1 protein-coding gene is annotated in these 2,049 nt (G+C 75.7%); it reads right to left on the reverse strand.

What is annotated here, in order from left to right; translation table 11 throughout:
- Positions 1–253: 253 nt before the first annotated feature.
- On the reverse strand, positions 254–1,324 hold the full coding sequence (locus tag ND747_RS16145) for a hypothetical protein (RefSeq protein ID WP_251734437.1): 1,071 nt from the start codon (positions 1,322–1,324) through the stop codon (positions 254–256).
- Between the last annotated feature and the right edge of the window lie 725 nt (positions 1,325–2,049).

Genomic DNA, 2,049 nt, shown 5'->3' on the forward strand with positions numbered 1-2,049 from the left:
GTCGAGGGTCGGGGCGTCGGGCGCCCGCGCCGGCCGGGCGGCCGTTCCGTCGGGCGCGGCCGTCCGCTCCCCGGCGGCCGAGCCGCAATCGCCATCCGTACCACGGTCTGAGCTGGGCATGGACCGATCCTGCCGCACCCCGGTTTAAACCCGACAACCGGGTCCGGTGCGACGGCGTTGACCCGATCCACCTAATCGGGTGTAACCGACATACCGCCGAGATTGCCTACCGTCGGCATAGGACTGAATGTGCTCAGTTCACGCCGCAGAATCGGTGCGGCGCCGAGCCGCTCGCCTTGAGATCCAGAGTGCCCTGCGCCTTGCCCCGAATTCCGCCGCCGGGCTTGGCGATGTGGTTGGCCGTCAGATCCTTGAGCGGCCCGCTGGTGAACCTGACATCGCCGATCACGTTGGCACCGTCGTTGCCCGACACCACCGTAATCGTGTACTGGCCGGGCTGGCCCGGCTGGCCGGACTGATCGGCCCACCGGTAGGCGCCCGCCGTCCGCTCGACGGTGAGGATCCCGACCACCTCGGTGGACAGCTTCAGCGGGGAGGTGGCCGTCACCAGTCGACACTGCCACTGACCGTCGATCATGGCCTTGCCGGTCAGCGCGTCGGGGTTGGTGGGGACGACCGGGGCGGCGCTACTCGACGCGACCGGCGCCCCCGATGCCCCGCCGGCGCGGTCACCGCGGAGCACGACATAACCGCCGACGCCCAGCAGCGCGACGACCAGCGCGACGGCCAACGGGCCGATCCAGCCCTGGCGCAGCCAGGCCAGCCGGTCCTCCGCCGCCAGCTCGTCGTCGAGGTCGGCCGGGGTGGGTTCCGGCCGGTCGGTCGGCTCGAGCAGGCTGGACGAGGTGGTGTCCCGCCCGGATCGTCGGCGTGGCCCGGTATGTCCGCCGGTGCTGTCACCGCCGGACCGGGCGGCTCGGTGGCCACCGGTCGCGGTCAGGGCCCGGCCCGGCCCGGTGCCACGCCGCCGACGCTCGCCGGTGTCGGCACGGCCGCGTGTCCCGGCCCGCTCCGCTGTCCCCGTCCGGTCCGTACCCCGAGCTTTGGCTCGGTCTGCTCGGTCTGCTCGGTCTGTGACCGAGGAGCCGGGGCGCTCGCCGTTGCCGGACGCGACCGGCTGCAGACTGTTCGTGTCCGTCGTCGGGTTCGGGGTCCGGCGGCGGTCCGCCGGAACGCTGCGCCCGCTGGGTTTGCGTACCGACCGGGACGGCTGCCAGCCGCTGTCGTCCGGATCAGGCGCATCCGCCGCCCCGGACCGCCCTCGCCCGCTGCCACCAGCACGACGGGTGACCAGGGAGGTCATCTCAGCCGGTGTCTCCGGCCGACGGTCGGCCCGGCCCGGGGCGGGTGGCGCACCCGCGCGTCCCGGATCAGGGGCTGGTGCCCCGGTGCGCGCCGGGGCGGCGGCCGGGGCAGAGCGAACCGGGGCACCGGTCGGGGCGGGACGTCGCGCAGGTGCGCTCGGCCCGGAGCCGCTCGGCGCCGCCGGCGGAGCGGCTCCGCCCGGTACGGCACCACCCGGCCGGTACAGCGGCCGGACCGAGGTCATCGTCTCCTCGACCCGCCGCGGCGGTGGACCACCATGCTCCGGTGCCAGTGGCGCACTCGCACCGTCAGCCCGAGCCGGTGCGCGCCATCCCGAGCCGCCCGGACCGGCCGGAGGTGTACCCGGCCCGGAGACAGCTCCCGCGGACCGCGGCGGCAGCCCAGGCAGCGGCCCGGACAGCGGGTCCGCTCGCCCTGCGGCCGGTGCGGGCGGGCCCGACGGCGGCAGTGGGCGCACGAAGCTGCCCGTGTCGGCAAGCGGATTGCGCCAGCCCGAGTCGTCCTGGCCAGGTTGGTGACCCCGGCTTCGCGGCGCCCTCGAAGGCTCCACACCACCGGCCGGTGCCCCGAGCCCGAGAGGGTCGGCGGATGCGCGCGGATCTGCCAGTGAGCCGCTGCCCGTCTGGTCACGCCGGGGGACGGCCGCGGTGGGTGGCGGCGCCGCCCCCCCCCGGCCCCCCCACCCCCGGGACACCCCGCCGG

The sequence above is a fragment of the Frankia sp. R82 genome (assembly GCF_023716925.1).
Taxonomy (GTDB): domain Bacteria; phylum Actinomycetota; class Actinomycetes; order Frankiales; family Frankiaceae; genus Frankia.

Bases quoted from the DNA above. Each gene is read 5' to 3' on its own strand.
- ND747_RS16145 (WP_251734437.1), bottom strand. From the start codon at position 1,324: ATGACCTCCCTGGTCACCCGTCGTGCTGGTGGCAGCGGGCGAGGGCGG.